The 22,119-nt window shown below is 59.1% G+C and carries 20 protein-coding genes; 3 read left to right on the top strand and 17 right to left on the bottom strand.

The window, feature by feature from the left end; genetic code table 11:
* Nucleotides 1-80 precede the first annotated feature (80 nt).
* Nucleotides 81-938 (bottom strand): outer membrane protein, encoded by an 858-nt coding sequence (locus IOD40_RS16840; RefSeq protein WP_233714036.1) that lies wholly within the window; start codon nt 936-938, stop codon nt 81-83.
* A gap of 380 nt (nt 939-1,318) precedes the next feature.
* On the opposite strand from IOD40_RS16840, the gene IOD40_RS16845 reads away from it, so the two are divergent.
* Nucleotides 1,319-3,313, top strand: coding sequence for a flagellar hook-basal body complex protein (locus tag IOD40_RS16845; RefSeq protein WP_198477868.1), 1,995 nt, complete (start codon nt 1,319-1,321; stop codon nt 3,311-3,313).
* Between the two features lie 44 nt (nt 3,314-3,357).
* On the opposite strand, the gene glmM is transcribed toward IOD40_RS16845, so the two are convergent.
* From glmM to IOD40_RS16925, 16 genes are all read right to left on the bottom strand, one after another.
* Nucleotides 3,358-4,710 carry a phosphoglucosamine mutase gene (glmM, locus tag IOD40_RS16850; RefSeq protein ID WP_198477869.1) on the bottom strand — a complete coding sequence of 451 codons (1,353 nt, stop codon included), beginning with the start codon at nt 4,708-4,710 and terminating at the stop codon, nt 3,358-3,360.
* Nucleotides 4,711-4,977: 267 nt separating this feature from the next.
* Nucleotides 4,978-6,909, bottom strand: a complete 1,932-nt coding sequence (gene ftsH, locus IOD40_RS16855) for an ATP-dependent zinc metalloprotease FtsH (RefSeq protein ID WP_198477870.1) — start codon at nt 6,907-6,909, stop codon at nt 4,978-4,980.
* Between the two features lie 67 nt (nt 6,910-6,976).
* Nucleotides 6,977-8,317: a tRNA lysidine(34) synthetase TilS gene (gene tilS, locus IOD40_RS16860; RefSeq protein WP_198477871.1), complete on the bottom strand. Its 1,341-nt coding sequence runs from the start codon at nt 8,315-8,317 to the stop codon at nt 6,977-6,979.
* Between the two features lie 8 nt (nt 8,318-8,325).
* The gene (gene ybgF, locus IOD40_RS16865) at nt 8,326-9,192 is read right to left on the bottom strand and encodes a tol-pal system protein YbgF (RefSeq protein ID WP_198477872.1); all 867 of its coding nucleotides are present in this window, start codon (nt 9,190-9,192) and stop codon (nt 8,326-8,328) included.
* A gap of 170 nt (nt 9,193-9,362) precedes the next feature.
* Entirely contained in the window at nt 9,363-9,872 is a 510-nt protein-coding gene (gene pal / locus IOD40_RS16870; protein ID WP_198477873.1) for a peptidoglycan-associated lipoprotein Pal, read from the bottom strand.
* Nucleotides 9,873-10,102: 230 nt separating this feature from the next.
* Complete coding sequence (gene tolB / locus IOD40_RS16875; RefSeq protein ID WP_198477874.1) at nt 10,103-11,419, bottom strand: Tol-Pal system beta propeller repeat protein TolB; 1,317 nt, start codon at nt 11,417-11,419, stop codon at nt 10,103-10,105.
* A gap of 43 nt (nt 11,420-11,462) precedes the next feature.
* Complete coding sequence (locus IOD40_RS16880; protein WP_198477875.1) at nt 11,463-12,527, bottom strand: hypothetical protein; 1,065 nt, start codon at nt 12,525-12,527, stop codon at nt 11,463-11,465.
* A 5-nt stretch (nt 12,528-12,532) separates the two neighbouring features.
* Nucleotides 12,533-12,979 carry a protein TolR gene (tolR, locus tag IOD40_RS16885; protein ID WP_198477876.1) on the bottom strand — a complete coding sequence of 149 codons (447 nt, stop codon included), beginning with the start codon at nt 12,977-12,979 and terminating at the stop codon, nt 12,533-12,535.
* Between the two features lie 11 nt (nt 12,980-12,990).
* Nucleotides 12,991-13,707, bottom strand: coding sequence for a protein TolQ (gene tolQ, locus IOD40_RS16890; protein WP_198477877.1), 717 nt, complete (start codon nt 13,705-13,707; stop codon nt 12,991-12,993).
* A 289-nt stretch (nt 13,708-13,996) separates the two neighbouring features.
* Nucleotides 13,997-14,458, bottom strand: a complete 462-nt coding sequence (ybgC, locus tag IOD40_RS16895) for a tol-pal system-associated acyl-CoA thioesterase (protein ID WP_198477878.1) — start codon at nt 14,456-14,458, stop codon at nt 13,997-13,999.
* Complete coding sequence (ruvB, locus tag IOD40_RS16900; protein ID WP_198477879.1) at nt 14,455-15,492, bottom strand: Holliday junction branch migration DNA helicase RuvB; 1,038 nt, start codon at nt 15,490-15,492, stop codon at nt 14,455-14,457. Before ruvB ends, ybgC begins: the two co-directional genes overlap by 4 nt.
* Before the next feature lie 206 nt (nt 15,493-15,698).
* Entirely contained in the window at nt 15,699-16,316 is a 618-nt protein-coding gene (gene ruvA / locus IOD40_RS16905; RefSeq protein ID WP_198477880.1) for a Holliday junction branch migration protein RuvA, read from the bottom strand.
* A gap of 18 nt (nt 16,317-16,334) precedes the next feature.
* A complete protein-coding gene (gene ruvC / locus IOD40_RS16910) occupies nt 16,335-16,856 on the bottom strand; it encodes a crossover junction endodeoxyribonuclease RuvC (RefSeq protein WP_198477881.1) in 522 nt (173 codons plus the stop codon).
* Nucleotides 16,857-16,930: 74 nt separating this feature from the next.
* Nucleotides 16,931-17,458 (bottom strand): protease adaptor protein RcdA, encoded by a 528-nt coding sequence (gene rcdA, locus IOD40_RS16915; RefSeq protein WP_198477882.1) that lies wholly within the window; start codon nt 17,456-17,458, stop codon nt 16,931-16,933.
* 346 nt (nt 17,459-17,804) lie between these two features.
* Complete coding sequence (locus IOD40_RS16920; RefSeq protein WP_198477883.1) at nt 17,805-19,445, bottom strand: acyl-CoA synthetase; 1,641 nt, start codon at nt 19,443-19,445, stop codon at nt 17,805-17,807.
* Nucleotides 19,446-19,496: 51 nt separating this feature from the next.
* Nucleotides 19,497-20,267: a sulfite exporter TauE/SafE family protein gene (locus IOD40_RS16925; protein ID WP_198477884.1), complete on the bottom strand. Its 771-nt coding sequence runs from the start codon at nt 20,265-20,267 to the stop codon at nt 19,497-19,499.
* Nucleotides 20,268-20,471: 204 nt separating this feature from the next.
* On the opposite strand from IOD40_RS16925, the gene IOD40_RS16930 reads away from it, so the two are divergent.
* On the top strand, nt 20,472-21,125 hold the full coding sequence (locus IOD40_RS16930) for a thiamine phosphate synthase (RefSeq protein WP_198477885.1): 654 nt from the start codon (nt 20,472-20,474) through the stop codon (nt 21,123-21,125).
* A complete protein-coding gene (locus IOD40_RS16935) occupies nt 21,115-22,086 on the top strand; it encodes a tetratricopeptide repeat protein (protein ID WP_198477906.1) in 972 nt (323 codons plus the stop codon). Before IOD40_RS16930 ends, IOD40_RS16935 begins: the two co-directional genes overlap by 11 nt.
* The last annotated feature ends 33 nt before the right edge of the window (nt 22,087-22,119 follow it).

Here is a 22,119-nt window from a genome sequence, read left to right on the forward strand (position 1 = left end):
GGGGGCGATTGGCGCTAGCTGCTGGCGTTGCCGATAGAATCAAATCGCCCGGCTGAAGGGTCGGGCGATCAGGTCAACGATTATTTGTAGACCGGTGGTGGGGAGTATGGCTCCGGCGGGATGTAAACCAGCTGCTCGTCACCGCATCGATCTCCGGCACCGCCAAACTGGTAGCGGAGGCCTGCGCGCGCCTCATGTGTGAACAGTCCCTTGTCCCAGCCCGGGCCGGCATTGTTGGCATAGCCGAACATCCGGCCACCCTGAATGTGGGTGAAGCGGTAGCCGAGATCGGCGTGCCAGTTCTGTGTGAGACAGTAGGATGCGCCGGCCATCAGTGAGTAGGCAAATCTCCAGCCCTTGCCGCCATTGTGCCCGGTCTCGCCATTATCATCGAGGTTGCGCAACGAGTCCCACTTGACCCAGGCACCGCCGATACCTGCACCGACATATGGCGTGATCTTGTTCCATGTCCCGAGATCGACATAGGCATTCGCGAGCAGCAGCCACGCAGAATAGGCCGAGCGGTCAGTCGATGAGCAGGGAAGTTGGTCCGGCCCGCAAACGCCGGTTGTTTGACCGCGGAAGTCTGACTTGCCGAACCAGTCGAGTGTGACGTCAGTTCGCAAATGGCGGTTGATCTGATATCCGACGCCGCCGCCGATCGAGTAAGATCCCTTCAGGTCGCCGAAGTCGAAGAAGCCGGGAGGCGGAACCGGATCGTCATAGCGGATATATTCGCCGCCGCGGTATTTTGAATGTCGGTACGCGACATCACCGCGAAGATACCAGCCGCCGAACGGCTCAGCCGTGCGGGCAGCCGGAGCAGGTATTTCGTACTCAATGACCTGAGGTTCGGAATAATCCGCACCAAAAGCGGGGGCCGTCATCAGGACGCCTGCCGCGCCAGCCCCGGCGAAGCGCAAAAACGTACTTGCCATCATCCTATCCCGTTGCCCGCTGGACGAGATGCCCAGACCACATGCCCTACTGTCGCGGCAAAGATGAAGGAGAATGGTTAAGTGGCGATTAATCGCGGTCATTTGAGGCAGTTTTTATTAAATATCAATCCAATCGGAGCTGATAGAGATGTTGTTGAGTATATGGCGACAATTGGCGTTGTACTCCTTCGTAGTGTTTGTGGAGGGAGGATGGATGTTGTGCGATAGATCAGGTCTAAGGTAAAATTAGAAGGGCCAATATAACTTTTATATAAACAGTAGAAAAGATATACAAATACAATAATGGTAAAGAATAGGGTAAGTTTCGCTCAAGTTTGGATTACTAGTAAAAATTAAAGTAATATCATTGGGGGAGCGAGATGAGTCTAAATGGTATGATGCGTACCGGTATTTCCGGAATGAATGCGCAATCAGTTCGTCTTGCAACAGTTGCAGACAATATCGCAAACTCCGGTACTAACGGATATAAGAAAGCCAGCGTCGAGTTTTCATCACTCGTTGCACCGAATACAGGCAGCAGCTACGTGTCAGGTGGAACGCATCTAAGCGTTCGATATTCCATGGCACCGGGGAATCTACAATATACGACCTCGGTGAACGATCTCGCGGTTGACGGCAGCGGGTTTATGGTCGTCCAGGATCAGGCCGGCAAAATGTTGCTGACAAGGGCCGGGTCATTCATACCGGATGGAAATGGCAACCTGCTTAACGCTGCTGGCCTTTATCTGATGGGACGGAGCTTCGCTCTGGGCGAGCCGGGCACTACCACAACGTTCGGTGACTACGAACGGGTCACCATCCCCACGACCGGATTGGAGCGCGTCCCCTCAACGGCGGGATCAATCGCATCCAACCTGCCATTTACCTCGCTTCCAGTTGCCGGGCATCGACCGTCCACCTTCCCGCCCACCGATATCCAGGTGCAGAAAGGCATGGAGAATGGATCGATCTACAAGTCCGGGCTGACGGCTATTGGCAATGCGGGAGAGCCCATCAGGTTGGACGTTTATTTCACGCGCACGAGCGTGAAGGATCCCAGTGGTGTTACCGTTAATCCCAACAGCCCGCTAATTGCTGGCTACGGGCATTCACCATTGCCGCTACCTTATACGGTCGCACATCCGAACAGTTCGACAACGTCGAGCTATTGGGCAGCACCTACAAATATTGCTGGAGGGGCGAGCGAAAGCTTCAGCTTCCCAGGATTTTCTGGATTGGAGTGGGGTGCGGGAGATACGACGTCATTCACGGTCAGCATCAATGGTGCGCCGATAAGTGTCACCGGAACATTTGACGGTGGCTCATGGTCTTTCGTGCCAGACAATGCCGCAGCAATTCCAGGTGGAGTGTCCTTCAGCTACAGCACCGCGGGTGGGAACCTTGAGATCGCCGTCACCAATTCGACCGGTGCGCCTATCACCGCAGGCGTCGGTAATTTTATCTCACGCGAGTTTCACACCGAGCGTCAGAGCACCTTCCCCGATTTTGGCCGCTATCACTGGGAAGAGGGCGACACTGTCAGCTTCGATGTCGACATCAGTGGAACAGCGCACCGAGTGACTGGCGTCCGCTCTTCCGGGGCCTGGGGTTTCGCGCCTGATGATCCGGCAACATTTCCGGCTGGTATTGATCTTGTAGTCGATGCAAGCGGCGTGAACCTGGACATCACGATCAGCAACAACACCGGAGGCGCTGTAGATGGCGGGCTTAGTAATTTTACGTCAACGACCCTCGCGCTTGCCGACAAATGGGAGATGACCGTTTATCATCAGCCAGACGCATCGCACAGTGGATTTCCCTATTCGGAGCCGCCGCTCACGACGGTCGTGCTCGAGTTTGATCGCGAGACCGGAAGTCTGGCAGCTTCTTCCCCCACCTCTCTCGATCTCGATCTCACGAACTACAATGGTGGAAATGTGCATGTAGACATATCGGGAATGCGGCAGCTGGCGACGGACTACATGCCTTTAGCTGCTGAGATGAACGGATCCAGACCTTCAGCGATTGATCGGGTCGTGATCGATAATGACGGGATCGTTTCTGTCCAGTACGCCAATGGAGCGATGACAAAGCTTTACCGTCTCGATCTGGCATATGTGCAAAGCCCAGGTCATTTGACGGTGCTACCCGGCAACGTCTTCCAGGAAAGTCTCGGCTCTGGTCAGGTCAATTTTGGCAAGCCGAACGAGATTTCACTCGGGGCGATCAAGTCTGGGGCGCTTGAAGCCTCCAATGTCGATATCGCCGAAGAGCTGACGTTGATGATCGAATCGCAGCGCAACTACACGGCAAATTCAAAGGTGTTCCAGACAGGCGGCGATCTGATGGATGTGCTGGTAAATCTAAAGCGCTAAGCGCTTGGTGGCGATGCAGTGCGTCAAGCATCGCCACCGTTTGTCTAGGCTGCGCTCTTGGTGGCGGCGATGACATCGACGATCTCGTCGACAACCTGTTCGACCAGAGACTGGTCATCCGCCTCGGCCATGACGCGGATGAGCGGTTCGGTGCCAGATGGGCGGATGACGAGGCGGCCACTCTTGCCAAGCTTGGCCTGCGCATCCTGGATCGCGGATTTGACCAGCTTGTCTTCGAGCGGCGCTCCGCCAGAAAACCGCACGTTTTTCAGAAGCTGAGGCACCGGTTCGAACATGCGGCACACTTCGCTGGCGGGTTTGCCGGACCGCTTGATGCAGGCGAGGACCTGAAGCGCCGAGACGAGACCGTCGCCGGTGGTCGAAAAGTCTGTCAGGACAATGTGGCCCGACTGCTCGCCGCCGACGTTGAAGCCATGCGCGCGCATATGTTCAACGACGTAGCGGTCGCCGACTTTGGTGCGCTTGAGCGACAGGCCCTGATCTGCGAGATATCGCTCAAGGCCGAGGTTGGACATGATCGTGGCAACGACGCCCCCACCCGCCAAACGGCCGTTCTGGTGCCAGGATTCGGCAATCAGAGCCATCAACTGATCGCCGTCGATGACGGTGCCATTCTCATCGACCATCAGCACACGGTCAGCGTCGCCGTCGAGTGCGATGCCGACGTCAGCGCGGACTTCATGGACCTTCTTTGACAGGCCGAGAGGATGGGTCGAGCCGCAATCCTCGTTGATGTTGAGCCCATTGGGATCATCGTTGATGGCGATGACCTCCGCTCCGAGTTCCCAGAGGGCTGCAGGCGCGACCTTGTATCCTGCGCCGTTGGCACAGTCGATGACGATCCGAAGGCCCGACAGCGACATTGAGCGGGGCAAAGTCCGCTTTGCGAACTCGATATAGCGATCATGGACACCGTCTATGCGCTTGGCGCGGCCAAGAGCCTCGGCGTCGGCGAGCGCAATGTCGACTTCCTTGTCGAGAAGCTGCTCGATGCGGCCCTCGATCTCGTCGGAGAGCTTGTACCCGTCCGGTCCGAACAGCTTGATGCCGTTGTCGTAATAGGGGTTGTGCGAGGCAGAGATCATCACGCCGATGTCGGCGCGCAGAGAGCGCACGAGCATGGCGACACCCGGGGTAGGGATGGGGCCAAGCAGAAAGACGTCCATACCAGCCGCACAAAAACCGGCGACCATGGCGTTTTCGATCATGTAGCCCGACAGGCGTGTGTCTTTGCCGACCACCACGCGATGGCGATGGCTACCGCGCTGAAAGGACATCCCGACTGCCATGCCTACGCGCATCGCAATTTCAGGGGTCATCGGCGATCTGTTGGCCCGTCCGCGAATGCCGTCGGTGCCAAAATAGCGTTTTGTCATCTTCTGACCTGCGTTTCCGCTTCGTTCAGCCGAGATTTGCCACAGCGACCCCGGTGCTTCGCATCACATTATGTGAGTAACTGTTACGATTGTGGTTCCAGCGCTGGTTAACGGATGGAATCTAACGGTCTCATCCGCAGCGTCGAGTTGACGAATATGAGGCCCCCTAACACTTTTGGCGGCAGGAGCACAGTCGTGAGGGCTTCTCCGATAGCAATTCGCCGCGCAGAGCGCGGCGAATTTAATCCTGGGTCAATCAGGGCCGATCTATTGCGGCTGCGGCTCCATGCCAGCATCCGGCTCATCGCCCTTGCGCGGTTCCTTGCGGGCACCTGCCTTAGGCACAGTAGTTCCACGCGACGGAGGCGTGTCATCGCCAAGATCGCGAGAGGGCTTCTCACCGCGGATGATCGCTTTGATCTCGTCACCGGACAGGGTTTCGAACTCAAGCAGACCTTCGGCGATCGCAAGCCACTCGTCACGGTGATCGGTCAGGATGCGGCGAGCTTCCTTATAGGCTTCGTCAATCAGGCGGCGAACTTCAGCGTCGATTAGCTGAGCCGTCTCTTCCGATACGTTCTGCTGGCGGGCGACGGAGTGGCCTAGGAAGACCTCTTCCTGATTGTCGCCATAGGCAACATGCCCGAGCTTGTCCGAGAAGCCCCAACGCGTGACCATTGCCCGGGCAAGCTTCGTCGCTTGGTCGATGTCGGATGACGCGCCCGAGGTGATGTTTTCCTTGCCGAACTTGAGCTCTTCAGCAACGCGACCACCCATCATGATGACGAGACGCGAAGTCATGTATTTGTAGCTCATCGAATAGCGGTCGCCCTCCGGCAACTGCATGACCATGCCTAGTGCGCGGCCGCGCGGGATGATGGTCGCCTTATGCAGCGGATCAGCGGACGGTACGTGGAGGGCCGTGATGGCGTGACCAGCCTCGTGGTAGGCGGTCAGTTCCTTCTCGGCCAGCGTCATGGCGTTGGAGCGACGCTCCGCGCCCATCATGATCTTGTCCTTGGCGTCCTCGAACTCTGCCATGGTGACCAGGCGCTTGTCGCGGCGGGCAGCCATCAGCGCTGCTTCGTTGACGAGGTTGGCCAGATCCGCACCGGAGAAGCCGGGTGTGCCACGGGCGAGGACCTTCAGGTCAACATTTGGTGCCAGCGGAACGTTACGGACGTGAACCTTGAGGATCTTCTCGCGACCGATGACATCTGGGTTCGGCACAACGACCTGACGGTCGAAGCGGCCGGGACGCAGAAGCGCGGGGTCGAGCACGTCCGGACGGTTGGTCGCGGCGATCAGGATGATGCCTTCATTGGCTTCAAAGCCGTCCATTTCGACGAGAAGCTGGTTCAGCGTCTGCTCGCGCTCGTCGTTACCGCCGCCGAGGCCAGCGCCACGGTGACGACCGACGGCGTCGATCTCGTCGATGAAGATGATGCACGGCGCGTTCTTCTTGGCCTGTTCGAACATGTCGCGGACACGGCTTGCGCCCACACCGACGAACATTTCAACGAAGTCCGAACCAGAAATGGTGAAGAACGGGACGTTTGCTTCTCCAGCAACAGCGCGAGCGGTCAGCGTTTTACCGGTTCCGGGAGGGCCTACGAGCAGAACGCCGCGCGGAATCTTGCCGCCGAGACGCTGGAATTTCTGCGGGTCACGCAGGAATTCGACGATTTCCTCGAGATCCTGCTTGGCTTCATCGACGCCAGCTACGTCCGCGAAAGTGACGCGGCCATGGGCTTCGGTGAGGAGCTTTGCCTTTGACTTTCCGAACCCCATCGCACGGCCGGATCCCGACTGCATCTGGCGCATGAAGAAGATCCAGACACCAAGGATCAGGATCATCGGCAGCCACGAAATCAGATAGCCGAAGATTGAGTTGGAACCATCGGTTTCAGGACGCGCATTGATGGTCACGCCCTTGGCATTGAGGCGCTCAACCAAGGCGTTGTCGCCAGGTGAATATGTCTGGAACCCAGACGAATTATCGCCATAGGTGCCGGTAATACGGCTGCCTGCAATCGTGACGGAAGTGACGCGGCCCGAATCGACCTCGCTGAGAAATTCTGAGTAAGGAATTTCCCGCGCCATGCCACGCTGTTGCGGTGCCTGGAACAGGTTGAAGAGCGCGATCAGCAAAACGGCGATTATCGCCCAGAGCGCGAGGTTACGGTAATTCGGATTCATCGTGCTTCCCGTTGGTGTCCACCGCAGCAGAGAGCGGACACAGGTGCCATCTCGGTGGGTGCTGAGCTTAACATAGGGACGGTGCAGGGCCTTGCCAAGCAGACTCACCGCGTTCGGTTAAAGGTTGTGGCTCAATTTGTTGCTTCCATGGCAGCGGCGGAAATTTAGCTCCTCCCGTCAAGCGACCAAGCGCCAGTGCGAGCTGGAGATCGAACTCGGGCAAGAAGCGCGAGTATGGCGCTATGACGGGCTGAAGGGTTATCGCGCCGGTTGCATCGCCTTTGTGACCAGACAAGAACGGCATGGTTTTTCCGGCGGATCGGGCAATGCTGCCGGGCACGTCCCCGGAAGAAGGTGTCTCGTCGAGCATGAGGTGAGAGGGTGTAATGGTTCCGCCTGCGGCCCCACGAACACGCCAGCGCCCATCCCAGATAATCTCGTCCCGGTCCACGAGGAGGTCGCTGAGGTTCCTGTTTTCGCGGTAGATGAAAATCGCATCGCGGCGCTGGTCAATTATCGCACGCGACAATGTGGCGCGCACATTCTTCCCGGTCGCCAGCCTCTCGAAAATATTGCGTGCGGCTGGAAGCTCCGGAAAGCGAGGAGTGCCTCCGGCCGTGGCAAGGCACGCGCGTAAAGTCAGGATGGCAGCGCGCTCTTCCTGCTCAAGCAGATCAGGAAGCAAGCGGAACACGCCCGGAAAGGGCATCGAAATGAAGCGCGCGACAAGGCCTGCAGCGGTCTCCATGAGTAGCCTGCGCGCCCTTGCCTCCGCCGCAGCGCGGGAAACAAGCCCGGCGACAGCGTCTTTATCCAAAAGCCGTCGGGTGCGGACCCGCTCGTAAGCATCACTCTCGTTTGACGGGTCATCGATCCATGAAACGCCCAGCCCTTCGAGATATGCCCGCAGACGGTTGCGCCGCTCGTTCAAAAGTGGGCGGACGATCCAGAAGCGTTCCCGGTAGAGCGTCGCCGGTGCCATCCCCGACAAACCGGTGCCTTCGCCGCGGCGCAAGCGCATGGCGACAGTTTCCGCCTGATCGTCCAAGGTGTGTCCAACCAGGATGATGTTGGTTCCCGCTTCCTCAGCGGCCTGCGCAAGTAATTGGTATCGAGCCTCTCGTGCCGCTTCACTTATGCCGGAAGCGGGCTTTGCGCCCTCCCAGACCATCGTGCGATGGGTGATGCCATAACGGGCGCAAAGGGAGCCGACCATCTCGGCTTCCGCCGCAGATTCACGGCGAAGCTGGTGATCCACCGTCACCGCATGGAGCGGCAATTTCCGATCGTGGAAGATTTGTCTGGCAAGGAGAAGCAGAGAGAGCGAATCGCTGCCGCCCGATAAGGCGACAATGGCACCATGCGGCGCATCAAGCTCTGAAAAGGTGTGGCGAAGGTCGGGGCCCATCGGCCTGATCAGCAGGAAGCGGCAGTCTGTTCCTGCTTGAGACGTTCGCGCAGGGCATCGGACGCGTTCGGGTAACGCTGCACGACTTCTTTGAAGGTGGCACAGGCGAGATCGCGCTGTTTCATCGAGGCAAGGGAGACACCAAGCTTGAAAAGCATGTCGGGAGCCTTGCGGGCCTGGGGGTAGTTGCGGTTTGCGGCGAGAAAGATTTCGGCAGCTTCACGCGGCTTTTCCTGGCCAAGCAGGGATTCGCCAAGCCAGAAATGCGCGTCTGCAGCGTGCTCGCTATCGGGGAAGCGGGCAATCAAATCGCGAAAACCAGCTTCTGCCGTAGCGTAATCGCCCGATAGGACGAACTGGTACGCATTGCGGTAAATCTCATCGTCCGCATCTCCGCCGGGTGGAAGAGCGGCTACGGTTGTCTCGTCTGCCGCAGGTGCGGGAGCCGCTACGGCACCGATCGGATTGCCCTCGGCATCAAAGGTAATGGAGCCAAGATCCTGTGGCGGCGTGCCCCTGATCTCTGCACCTTCCTGAACGCGCGGCAGATTGGCGTAGAACTCGTCATCGCCGCTCGAATCCTGCGATGCGGCGTGATCGCGTGGCGCGACATCCTGAGGGGATGCCGGCCCCGCGTCCGAGCGGCGCTCTTCCAGTTCCTGGAAGCGCTGCTCGTTGTCTTCCTGCATGCGACGCAGCTGATCCTGCATCTGCAGGATCTGGAAGTTGAGTTCCTCGACCGTGCCGGTGAGCTGACGAATCTGGTCTTCCAGCTGCGCCACGCGCGGATCTACGACTTGCGCAGAAGCAGTGGCCGCCAGAGACATCGTCAGCGTCAGCGCGACGAGACCGCTGAACAAGGTTCGCAGAAACATGGATCCTTTACCTCGATTGCGTGACCTTGAGATGAAGCCCCCCTGATTTATGGCAGGCCGGCAGTTCTTATCAGCACAGCTTAGTTCGGCCAAATTGTGATTGGCTTGAGCCAGAAAAAAGGTGGCCCCCGACAGGGACCACCTTCACGTTCTGCAAATGCCGGGTCAGCTTAGCTGCCAGCGCCGCCGAGGACGGTGACGGAGCGGCGGTTCTGGGACCAGCACGAAATGTCGTCACACACGGCGACCGGACGCTCCTTGCCGTAGGAGATGGTGCGAATGCGGTTGGCTGCGACACCCTGAGAGACGAGGAAGTCGCGGGCGGCCGCCGCACGGCGTGCACCAAGGGCAAGGTTGTATTCACGCGTGCCGCGCTCGTCTGCATGGCCTTCGACCGTGATCGAATAGGAACCGTAACGGTTCAGCCACTGAGCCTGGCGTGCAAGTGTCTGCTGCGCATCGGCACGAATAAGCGTGGAGTCCGTGTCGAAGAAGATGCGGTCGCCGACATTGACGGTGAAGTCCTGGCTCGAACCAGGTGTAGCGGCGCCCGCACCACCGCCGAGACCAAGATCGGCAGCATTGTTTGGCGTGTTCTTACCGGCACAGCCCGCGATGGCGAGCATGGCAACGAGCGCGACGGCGACCGGGTTGCGGGTGATGGCTGCGATACGGCGCATTGCCGCCTCTCCTTCGCATTTGAGTGATTGGATTGAATGTCCAGTAACCACGTTGCGGTTAAATTTCATTCAAGAAACAGGGTTAACAAATTCCGAAGACATGAATCGCTGGCCTCGGATGTGGCTTAATTTCGCACTCTTTGACGCCAGATTGGGCCGAAATGCGGCATTAAACGCGGAAAACGGCCAAAAGCGAAACCACCCGCGTGAAGCGGGTGGTGGGTACGCGGTTAATCCAGCAGCGGCGACCAGGCAGGGTCCGAACCGAAGTTCGGGGTGGGGATTGCCTGTTCGTTACGACCAGTGAGGTCGACGGAGAAGAGCTTCGGGCCCGAGCCGCCACCGTCTTCACGGAAGAACATGATCACGCGTCCATTCGGGGCCCAGGTAGGGCCTTCCTGGAGACGGCCGGATGACAGGATGCGCTCGCCCGAGCCATCCGTACGCATGACACCAATCTGGAACTGCCCCGCCGTCTGCTTGGTGAAGGCGATCAGATCGCCGCGCGGAGACCAGACGGGGGTCGAGTATGTTCCATCACCGAACGAGATACGCTGCGGGTTCGAGCCGTCCGCGCCCATCGTGTAGATGTGCGGGCGTCCGCCACGATCCGAGGTGAAAACGATACGGCTTCCATCCGGAGAGTAGGATGGCGAGGTGTCGATGGAGTTGGAGCTTGTCAGGCGGGTCGTATTACGGCTGCGCAGATCCATCGTGTAGATGTTGGAATTTCCATCTTCACGCATCAGGCTCATGATCACCTTCTGACCGTCCGGCGAAAAGCGCGGGGCGAAGGTCATGCCCGGGAAGTTGCCTACGAGCTCGCGCTGTCCGGTCTCGATCTGCAGGAGATAGACCTGAGGCTGAGAGCCCTCATAGGACATGTAGGTGATTTCCTGGCGGTTAGGCGAGAAGCGCGGGGTCATGACGATCGCGCGCCCATCGGTCAGCGTACGATGGTTGGCACCGTCCTGGTCCATGATTGCAAGCCGCTTGACGCGTGCATTCTTTGGTCCGCTCTCGTCGACATAGACGATACGCGTATCGAAATAGCCCTTTTCACCGGTCAAGCGCTCATAGATCGCATCCGCGATTATGTGCGCGACGCGTCGCCAGTTTGACGGGTTTGCGAAAAACTGCTCGCCGATGAGTTGCTGCCCGGCGAACGTATCCCACAGACGAAACTCGGCGCGCAGGCGTCCGTCAGCTTCCTGGGTAACGCGGCCCGTCACCAACGCCTGGGCATTGATCACCGTCCAATCATTAAACCGTGGGGCTGCATCAGGATTCGAGATCTTCTCGATGAATGCGCCCTTTTCTATAGGCTTGAACAGGCCCGAGCGCTGCAGGTCGGCGGCGACTACAGCGGCGATCTCGGCGCCTTGCGTACCGGAAGACACGAAATCGGTGATGGCAATGGGCATGGGCTCAACCACACCCTGCGTGATGTCGATCTCCAATTGCGCCCGGGCCGGCTGCACAGCGGCCAGCGCGATGCCAGCAGCCACCAGTCCGATGGAGAAGAATGCAGTCAGTTTATGTTTCATTCTTTAGGCCTCATGGGTCCGGATGGGCTCATGGAATGGGTGATCAGAACATGTCCCGCGGGTCAAAGTGGACAATCACGTCTGCCCACGCTTCATATTTCTCGGATGGAAGATTGTAGGGTGCGCAACGGATCACGGCGCGCCGTGCCGATTCAGCCGCCGTCCGCTCAATGCCTCCCGAGCCACCACCCGCGACGATCCGTGGATCGCCGTCGAGTTCGCCCGAGGCCGACAATTTGAACTGAACCGAGACTTTCAGATTTTCAGCCTCGGCAGCACCAGCTGGGACGTTCCAGCAACGCTGAATTTGGCTGCGCAGGGCGTCCATTTCGCTTTGGCTGAGCTTGGCTCCGGTGGTCTGGCGACCTCCAAGTGCGGCCTGTTGCTCGGAGCGCTTTGCGCCCCCGCCGGAAGCCTTCTCACGATTGAGAAGCGCTGCGACCTGATCTTCAACGCTCTTGTCGTTGGAATCACTGGATGCAGTCTCGCGACGACGTTCCTCGCGCGGCTTTTCGGGCTCACGGCGTTCGGGCGTCTTCGCAGTCTGGGCTTTTGGAGGCTGAGGCTTGGCCTGAGGGACGGGAGCAACATCCGGCAGCGCCGCGACGTCGGGCGCGGGGGCTTCCGGCTGAACCGGCTCTGGGGCAGGGTCGGGCTTGACCTCCTGCTTCGGCTCAGGCGTCGGCGCAACTTCCGTTGCCGGAACCGGCTGCGGTTCAGGCGCGGGTGCCGGGGTGGGTTCTGGTTCCGGAACAGGTGCCGGGGTGGGCTCTGGCGCCGGGGGAGGGGCTTCAGCCGTCTCTACCGGGCGTGGCTTTGGCTCCGGCGTGGGCGGTGTGGCGAGATCTGTCTTGTTGTCACCCACGTTCTGCGCGTCTTCCACCGGTTCAGGTGCCGGCTTGTCCGTCGGCTTGGGCGCAGGTATTTCCGCAACCGGTGCGGTCCGCTCTCCCTGTACGCTCTGTGCGATCTCCTCGATCGGAACGATGTCAACCGGGAATGACTCTACGTTCGTCAGTTCGAGGGGCCGGGGTGAAGACAGCGAAATGAGGCCGACGCCGAGGACGACGGCATGAAGCGCCACCGATGATGTGAGGCCGGCCTTCATCTGGTCTAGCTACCCTGTTCCGGCAGGGTCACGAGACCGACATTGCGGAAACCGCCCGCATTGATGCGGCCAAGAACGCGCATGACCGAGGCATAGTCGGCAGAACCATCCGCGCGGACGAAGATGCGTTCTTCATAGCCAGCCTCCGCGATCGCCTGAAGGCGCGGAAGGATTTCTTCGAAGGCGATCTCGGTTTCCTGAAGGTAGATCTGCCCATCGCTGTTGACGGAAACCGTGATCGGCTGCGTGTCGGCATTCAGTGCCTTCGCGCTCGATTCCGGCAGGTCGATCGGAACGCCAACCGTCATGAGCGGAGCGGCGACCATGAAGATGATGAGCAGCACAAGCATCACGTCGACAAAAGGCGTGACGTTGATCTCAGACACCAACGCCTTCCTGCCGCGTCGGCCGCGCCGCGATCGTCCGCCACTTTGTCCGGTGGACATAGCCATCACTTCTTCTCCTAAGCCGCTGCCCGGACCGGCAACTTCTCATCGATTTGCCGCGACAGTATGGCGGAAAACTCGTCGGCGAAGCCTTCCATGCGCAGGCCAAGCCTTGCCGCATCGGTGGTCAGCTTGTTGTAGGCAATGGTGGCGGGGATAGCCGCCAGAAGGCCGATAGCCGTCGCCAGAAGCGCCTCGGCAATGCCCGGCGCAACGACAGCGAGATTGGTGGCACCGGACGCGGCAATTGCCTGGAACGAGGTCATGATACCAACGACCGTTCCGAAAAGACCGATAAAGGGTGCTGCAGAGCCGATGGTCGCAAGGAAGCCCATTCGGCTCTCCAGCGCTTCCATTTCACGGGTCAGCGCGAGATCCATGGCCTTGTCGATGCGGTTTTGCAGGCTGATCGGAGACTTCACGCCCTTTTCGAAGCTCTTCTTCCACTCGCGCATGGCCGCCACGAATATGGAGCCCATTCCGGACGTCTTGCGCTCGGAAAGTGAACGGTAAAGCTCCTCCAGAGACTGGCCGGACCAGAAGACTTCTTCAAAGCGGTTCAGCGCAGAGCGCATCCGGCCGAACACCAGAACCTTGTCGATGATAATGGCCCAGGTCCAGACGGAAGCAGCGAGCAAGCCCAGCATAACCAGCTTGACCACCCAGCCTGCCTGCCAGAAAAGCGCCCACAATGAATGGTCACCGCCAGGTGCGGTTAGTGCCATTTGTTCCATGAAACCTAGTCCCTAAGATCTCGGGTCGGCATTGCCGGCCAGGCGCACTCACTACTCGACGTTTCGCTCCCTCAACGGACGGAACGTGCCGCATTGCGCCGTTGCCGGCCTTTTCGGGGCCAATTTTGGTTAAAGGAAGGCGTCAACGCGTGGCGCAGCTTCCACCCGTCTTCTTGATGGAGAATTAAGGTTAATGATGCGTTATGAAGTGTCGCCGGACGCTCATGAGGGAATAAATCCCCTCGCTGCTTGAGCAAGCTGTGGCACGCCGCTGTTGTGCTGGCCCGGTTTAGCCGCCTCTTGGCATGAAGGCGGCGATCCACTCTTTTGGAAAGCGGCGCGGCCGGCCACTTTCGCTGATGATCGCGGCCTCGACCTTGGCCTCGACGAGGACATCATCACCGCGTTTCAGAACCTGCGCCATGTTGATGCGTGCTCCCGAGACGCTTTCGGTCCGGGTCTCCACCGTCAGAACATCATCAATTTTCGCGGGAGCCTTGAAGTCGATCTCCATGCGACGCACGACCCAGACGAGTTTTTCACCATGAACGCCATCAGCGAGCTCGGTGTGATGAACGCCAGCCAGCCGAAGAAAATCTGACCTGCCTCGCTCGAAGAATTCCAGATAGCGCGCGTGATAGACGACGCCCGAAAAGTCGGTGTCCGCGTAGTAGACACGGGCGACAAGACGATGCCCGAATTCGGTTAGCTCGCCCGCCAGCCCGACGGAAAGTTTGTCAGAAGTGCTCATTCGTCTTCAAACAGATTGATCTGGTTGGCGGTGATGTTTTCTGGCGCGTTGAGGCCCAGATGCTCCCATGCCGTGCGGGTAAGCACGCGCCCGCGCGGAGTCCGCTGGATGAAGCCCTGCTGGATGAGGTAGGGCTCAATAATGTCCTCGATGGCGTCACGGGGTTCGGACAGTCCGGCAGCAATGGTTTCGATGCCGACCGGCCCGCCCCCGAAATTGCGCGCGATCATCCCGAGATAGCGACGGTCAAGGCTGTCGAGACCGAGAGAATCGACCTCAAGGCGGGTGAGGGCGGCGTCGGCGACCTTGCGATCAACGATCTCCGCACCTGCAACCGTGGCAAAGTCGCGGACGCGGCGCAAAAGACGACCGGCAATCCGTGGCGTGCCCCGGGCGCGGCGGGCAACTTCCACTGCACCGTCCTTGCTCATCGGCAAGCCAAGCAGGCGCGCACCGCGACTGACGATCTGCTCGAGCTCTTCGACCGTATAAAACTCAAGCCTCGTCGGGATGCCGAAGCGATCGCGCAGCGGGTTGGTCAGAAGGCCGACACGGGTGGTCGCTGCGACCAGGGTAAACCGCGCGAGGTCGATCTTGACGGATCTTGCTGCCGGTCCCTCGCCGATGATGAGATCGAGATGAAAATCCTCCATGGCCGGGTAGAGGATTTCTTCGACCGCGGGGTTGAGACGATGAATTTCGTCGATGAAGAGAACGTCGCGGTCTTCCAGATTGGTGAGGAGCGCTGCGAGGTCGCCCGCCTTCGCAATCACCGGGCCCGAAGTCGAGCGGAAATTGACGCCAAGCTCACGCGCCATGATTTGAGCCAGGGTGGTCTTGCCAAGACCTGGAGGGCCGACGAAAAGCACATGGTCCAGCGCTTCGCCGCGGTTTTTCGCAGCCTCGATGAATATTTTGAGGTTCGCGCGGGCCGCAGCCTGACCGACAAAATCGTCAAGTGTCTGCGGCCGCAGCGAGACATCCGTGTCTTCGCCGCGCTTTTCCGGAGTGATCAGTCGGGGCGCAAGGCTCATCGCAACAATTCAATCAGAGGGATCTTGGAAGCTGCCCCTGGTCGCGTGCGACGACCTGGTAGCAGCTGACAGCTTTCATGCACCAACTTGTCGTCTGTCCCGGCTGGCAGCGTGAATTGCCACTCAGAAACAAAAACGCATCGTTGCGCATGGTCAATTCCTTTCAGCAATGCTGATCTAGGCGGAAATCACGCAGAAATCCAAACCTACCTGGCAAGCTCCTTGAGGCCGAGACGGATCAGCTTTGCCGAATCGGCATCTTCCCCGGCGCTTTTGAGCGCTGCAGCGACTGCGTTGGCCGCGATGTCGCGGGAATAGCCGAGATTGGTCAGCGCCGATACAGCATCGGCAACAGGGGCGGGCGCGACACCTTCGCCTATCTCGTGCTTGAGACCAATCGTGCCGGTCGATTCGCCCGCATACGCCGGCGCCTTGCTCTTGAGCTCAGTCACGATGCGCTCGGCGACCTTCTTGCCAACCCCGGGCGCACGGGAAACCATCGCGATGTCCCGCAGCGCAATGGCATTTGCCAGTTCGGAGGGCGCAAGAGTGGCGAGGACGGAGAGCGCCACTTTCGCACCAACCCCTTGGACCGTCTGGAGAAGGCGAAACCACTCGCGCTCCAATACCGATCCAAAGCCGTACAGGCGGATCATGTCTTCGCGCACATAGGTTTCGATGAGCAGTGTCGCGGCCTCCCCAACTCCGCCGAGAGCCCCAAGGGTGCGGGCGGAACAAAAGGCGACATAGCCCACACCATGGACATCAACCACACAATGATCCTCGGCGATCTCGTCGATGGTTCCCTTGAGCTTTCCAATCATTGCTTATGAAACCCCAATCTAGCCCCCAGCCTGAAGTGCCGCTGCGAGGCGGCCGCTGACGCTTTGGCGATGATGCGCATGACAAATGGCAATTGCCAGCGCGTCAGCCGCATCATCAGTGTCGAAGGTCGCCTTGGGCATCAGCACCTTCACCATCATGTGGATCTGCTTCTTGTCGCCATGTCCGACGCCGATGACCGTCTTCTTGACGGCGTTCGGCGCATATTCGGCGACCGGAAGGCCTGCACGGGCCGGCACCAGCATCGCTATTCCGCGCGCCTGTCCGAGCTTCAGGGTCGCTGTCGCGTCCTTGTTGACGAATGTCTGTTCAACGGCCGCCTCGTGCGGCATGTGGTGATGGATGATGGTGGCAAGCCCGTCATGCAATTGGCAAAGACGTGTGGCGAGATCCGCATCCTGCTCAGAACGGACGGTGCCCGACCCGACGAAACGGAGCGAGTTGCCGAGGGACTCGATAATGCCCCAGCCGGTGCGCCGAAGGCCCGGATCAATACCGATGATACGAATCGTTTCCTGCATGTGCTCACTCTAGGCTGATGGCCGACGAATGCCATCATAAAGTGAACAAAACAGAAACGTTGGATTTGAAGTGCCTAGTTGCGACCGAAAGCAGTCTGCAGGAGATTGATCTGCTCGCTGACAGGGTTGCTGCGGGCCATTGCCGGGAAGCTGGGGAGCGGATCGCCATAAATCTGCTCATCCATGCGACGCACAAGAGCCTGCAGGCGCAGGGAGTGATCGACGATCGCCAGGAATGCTGGCGGCAGCTCCGTCCAGCCCGGCGTGTCGATATGGGCAGACGCGGTGTCGAGGCGCACCTTCGACTTTTCGGCCGCAACCTGGTCACGGGTCATCTCGCCGGAATTGGCGGCGCGCTGCAGGAGAAGCCATGACGCGATCTGCATGAGGCGCGTGGTCAGCCGCATCGATTCTGCAGCGTAAAGGGTTGCAGCGACGCGGGTCAGCTTCTTGGCTTCTTCACGTCCCTGACCATCGAGGTATTCGGCGGCCTGCTCAACGAGACTCATGCCCTCGTCGTAAAGCGGTTTGAACGAGTTGGAGAACACGCGGCGCTCGGCCAGCTTGATCGTGTTCGTTCCTTCGTAATTATGTCCAAACATACCGCTTCCCTACGCACACTGGAAAATCGACGCTCGTGCATATCGTCCCGGGGAGGAACGATATGAAGTCGAATTTGATCCGTTACCCACTGCAACGCAAGCGCATGTTTAATGAAGGGTTAACGCCAGATGGCCGCGACGCAAGCAAGCGCGCAAAAAAAAGAGCCGCGAATCCAGCGGCTCTCAGGAGTTTTACAGGGAGGCGTCAAACGAAGTGGCCGAGCCACTCAGTAAGAATCCAGAGGTCTGGATACCCACAGATATGACATTTAATGCTTAACCGAACCTTAACGCGGTGAGGGATTGTTAATCATAATTGCCGTCCTTCGCCTCCCAACGCCCCGAATCACACCTCCTTGGCGAGGTCGCGCAGGCGGAACTTCTGGATTTTTCCGGTCGAGGTTTTGGGTATCTCGGTGAAAACGATCTTTCGCGGGCATTTGAAGCGCGCGAGAAGCGACCGGCAGTGGTCGATGATCTCTTCCTGTGTCACGGTTGAACCGGCGCGAAGTTCAACAAATGCGACCGGCGTTTCGCCCCACTTTTCGTCCGGTCGGGCCACCACGGCGCACGACACCACAGCCGGATGCTTGTAGAGGGCATCCTCCACCTCGATCGACGAGATGTTCTCGCCTCCCGAAATGATGATGTCCTTCGAGCGATCCTTGAGCTGGATATAACCATCGGGATGCATGACGCCGAGGTCGCCAGAGTGGAACCAACCGCCCGCAAAGGCCTCGTCGGTCGCAGCTTTGTTATTGAGATACCCCTTCATCACGATGTTGCCGCGGAACATCACCTCGCCGATCGTTGTCCCGTCAGCAGGAGTGGGCTCCATTGTCTCCGGGTCGCGGACCGTGAGGCTCTCAAGCGCTGCGTATCGAACGCCCTGACGCGCCTTTTTTGCCGCACGGGCATTTGCGTCCAGATCGTCCCAGCCGTCATGCCACTCATTGACAACGGCAGGACCGTAGGTTTCGGTGAGGCCATAAAGATGTGTGACCTTGAAACCTGCATCCGCCATTCCAGCCAGCACGGACTCTGGCGGAGGGGCTGCAGCGGTATTGAAGGTCACCGTCTGGAGAAACTCGCGTTTTTCCAATGCGGGAGCATTCAGAAGCGCTGACATCACGATCGGAGCGCCGCAAAGGTGAGTAACGCCGTGGTCTGCAAGCGCATCATATATCGCCCTGGGGCGTACCCAGCGCAGGCATACGTGAACGCCTGCGGTCAGGGCCAGCGTCCAGGGGAAGCACCAGCCATTGCAGTGAAACATCGGCAGCGTCCACAGATAGACGGGGTTGCGGCCCATGCCTGCATGGATCGTGTTGGTATAGGCCATCAGCGCTGCACCGCGATGATGGTAGACGACCCCCTTGGGATTTCCGGTGGTGCCTGACGTGTAATTGAGCGCAATAGCATCCCACTCGTCATCAGGCATCGACCAGGCGAAATCATCGTCGCCGGTGGCTACGAACTCCTCATAGTCGAGGTCTCCGATGCGTTCGCCCTTCGGGTAGGGAGCATCCGCGCCGTATTCCGGATCGTCGAAATCGATTACCAGTGGCTTCACTGTCGCAAGTTCCAGCGCTGCAGCGACGATGCCCGAAAATTCGCGATCAACGATCAGGATTTTCGCATCGGCGTGGTCAAGCTGAAACGCGATCACAGCCGCGTCGAGACGCGTATTGAGCGAGTGCAGGACCGCCTTGACCATCGGCACGCCAAAGTGAGCTTCAAGCATGGGCGGGGTGTTGGACAGCATTACACTGACCGTGTCACCCTTGCCGATTCCACGCTTTGCAAGGGCGGAGGCCAGTTTCAGCGCACGCTGCCAGAACTGCGCATAGTTCGTGCGCGAACTTCCATGGATTATCGCGACCTGGTCAGGGAAGGTCTTCGCCGCTCGCTCCAGAAAAGTGAGTGGTGTAAGCGGCTGATGATTTGCCGGGTTTTTGTCCAGCCCAGTCTCGTAGGGGGTGCTCATCAGGTTAATCTCCTGTCGCCGGGAATTTGGTACGGCGGCAGGTCGCCGTCATCAACCCCAGAGTTCGAAAACACCGTCCCATACCAGTTTTAATCCGACAATCATCACCATGATGTACATGAACGGGTAGAACAATTCCGGTCGGATACGGCGCACGATCCATGCACCAGCAAGTGTTGCAAGCGGGGCAAGCGGCATTAGAACCGCAGATGCCGCAAGGTTAGTTGCGTCGAACTGTCCCAAAGCGAAGTAAGGGATCAGTTTCACTGCATTGAGCGTGGCGAAAAAGATGACGCTAGTGCCGACAAAGAGCTGAGGCTGCTGCTTTAGAGGCAACGTGTAAACCTGATAGGGCGGCCCGCCAGCATGGGCCACAAAACTGGTAAAGCCGGAGATGGCGCCCCAGAACGTTCCCCTGACCCAACTGTGTGAGGCCACGCTCTCGTTCGAATTCAACTTCTGGAAAAGCCACCGCAGGAAGAATGAAACCGCGACGACGCCGACGATCAGGCGCACGGCCCCGGTGGTGACCACAGCCGCCATCATCCAGCCAAGGCCAACCCCGATCACCGCCCCAGGCAGCATCAGCTTCAGTGTGGTCTTGTCCCGAATGCCGCGCCACGTCCAGAGCGAGACGATGTCCATGACGATCAAGAGTGGCAAAAGAATTGCAGCTGCCTGCACCGGATCGATAACGAGCGCCATCAGTGGCACGCCCAGCAGCGCCATTGCGCCGCCAAGCCCGCCCTTGGACATTCCGACAAGGACCACTGCCGGGACCGCAGCAGCGTAAAAGAGGGGATCTGTAAGAAGGGGATACATAAGGGGGAGGGCACACTTTCGTTTCTTCATCCATAGACTGGACGCAGTAGCTTGGCGAGTTCGGTCCGTTGCTCTAAAGCCGAGTGAAGCGAAAGAAGAAGCTGCTCAGCTCGCGAAATTCAGGCAGCCAATTTTTATCGCAGGCAGATATCGTCAAAATCCAACCATGATCGCCTTCCATTGAGGCCGAGAAGCAGGAATTCCATGAACCCGACCGAGATACCCAATCGCTGCCGTGTCGTACTTATAGCTCCGGAAGGAGTTGCGCCGCAGCGTGTTATTGAGGCGCTGTCGGGCGGAGATGTCGCCTCGCTCATTCTTCCGCAGTGGGGAATGGATGATGATGCGTTTCAAAAGTTTGCTGAGGCAATTGTTCCAACCGCCCAGGCGAGCGGCGTCGCTGTGATGGTTGGCGGGGATGTGCGCATCGCCGCGCGTGCCAAGGCGGACGGCATTCATATCGAAACCAACCGGGCCAGTCTCGAAGAGGTCATCGAGAAGCACCAGGCAAAGCTGATGGTCGGCACCGGCGGCGTGACCACGCGGGACGATGCGCTTGAGCTCGGTGAAGCGCGGCCTGATTACATGTTCTTCGGCCGGTTCGGCTACGACACCAAGCCGGAGCCGCATCCGCGAAATCTCAAGCTTGGTGGATGGTGGTCCGAAATGGTGCAGATCCCATGCATCGTTATGGCTGGATCTGAAATGCAGTCGGTAGTGGAAGTGGCGCGGACAGGAGCGGATTTCGTGGCCGTGTCGGCAGCAGTATTTGCGGAGGGCGTAGATGCTGCAAAAACGATCGCGCAAGCCAACGAGCTATTGGATAGTGAAGCGCCTCGTTTCGGGGATGAAAACTGATTTGAAGCGACCTTCCGCACTCATCCTGATGGTGCTTGTCAGCGCGGCTGTCTTGCCAGCCAGCGCACAGGAGCCCGATGGCGGACGGGTTTTAGCGCCGTCACTTGAGACAGTCGCCCCCGAAAGGTTCGGTGAGAACCCGGCTGATGTTGCCTATTCGGCCTATCAGCGAGGCTATTATCTCACGGCGTTGCAGCTTGCGACGCCGCTGGCTGTGGCGGGCAATCCAGCATCCCAAACGCTGGTCGCCGAGATCTATTCGCGTGGACTTGGCGTCAAGCCGGATCTCGCGAAGGCCATGGAATGGTACGAGAAGGCATCCGAGCAGAATGTCCCGGACGCAACGTTCCAGCTGGCAATGATCCTCATTGACGGGGGCCCGGAGTTCCGCGATCGCGACCGAGCATTTGAACTGCTGAAGAAGGCGGCCGATGTTGGTCATCGTCAGGCGCAGTTCAACTACGCGCAAATGGCAATTGCCCGCATGCCGGGGCAGCGTGGATATAAGGAAGCGGTGGTTTATCTGGAAAGGGCTGCCGATGGTGGCCTGCCTGAAGCTCAATATGCGATGGCTCAACTGCGCATAAGAGGGCTGGACGGGAAGATAGACAACAACGAAGCGCGCGCCTGGCTGGAAAAAGCAGCGCAGCAAGGCTTCGACACGGCTCAGATCGATCTTGGGACTTGGCTGGTGGAGCACAGCGGCACCGCAGCGGGGCAAGAGCAGGGTTTTGGCTGGCTGATGCGCGCCGCCAGCGCCGGCAACCCCGCAGCTCAGAACCGTGTGGCAAAGCTCTATCGCGCTGGCGTCGGAGTTGCGGCAGATCGCGTGCAGGCAGCGAAGTGGTACCTGCGCGCACGACGCGCGGGTCTGATCGATCCTTTAATGGAAGATCAGCTGCAGGGCATGACAGAAGCCGAGTTGCGGCTGGCGACACTCGACGCTGACCGACTGGACTGAGCCGCCTACTCTTGCCTCTGAGGGCGTTTTGTG

The sequence above is a fragment of the Aquamicrobium zhengzhouense genome, assembly GCF_016124105.1.
Lineage (GTDB): Bacteria > Pseudomonadota > Alphaproteobacteria > Rhizobiales > Rhizobiaceae > Aerobium > Aerobium zhengzhouense.